We start from the raw sequence: 305 nt of genomic DNA on the forward strand, positions 1-305 counted from the left end.
GTTCAGATTAATTTGTGTAAATGTGTGCGTAAGCTTATAGTTTCCTCTTGAGCTACATTGTCTGATTACCACAGGAAGGAAATCTTGTTATGGGGGTTTTATTAATTTCACTGTTTTTTGTCGTGCCTGTCTTGGTATGGATTGATAAAAACACACCACAAGAAAGGCGCTTCAACACTAGAATGAAGAACCTTACAGACCAGCAGAATCAAGTGAAGATTGAAACTGGGGTACAAGACGTTGAATATGGTACGTGGGAGCCCGAAGAAACATCTGTAGGCGCTCAAACGAATCTTGTTGGCCTA

1 protein-coding gene is annotated in these 305 nt (G+C 40.7%); it reads left to right on the forward strand.

Annotated elements, in window-relative coordinates:
- Positions 1–89: 89 nt before the first annotated feature.
- A partial coding sequence (locus Nant_RS07795; RefSeq protein WP_156298822.1) for a hypothetical protein occupies positions 90–305 on the forward strand: 216 nt, incomplete at its 3' end.

The sequence above is a fragment of the Neptunomonas antarctica genome (assembly GCF_001305295.1).
GTDB classification, from domain to species: Bacteria; Pseudomonadota; Gammaproteobacteria; order Pseudomonadales; family Balneatricaceae; genus Neptunomonas; species Neptunomonas antarctica.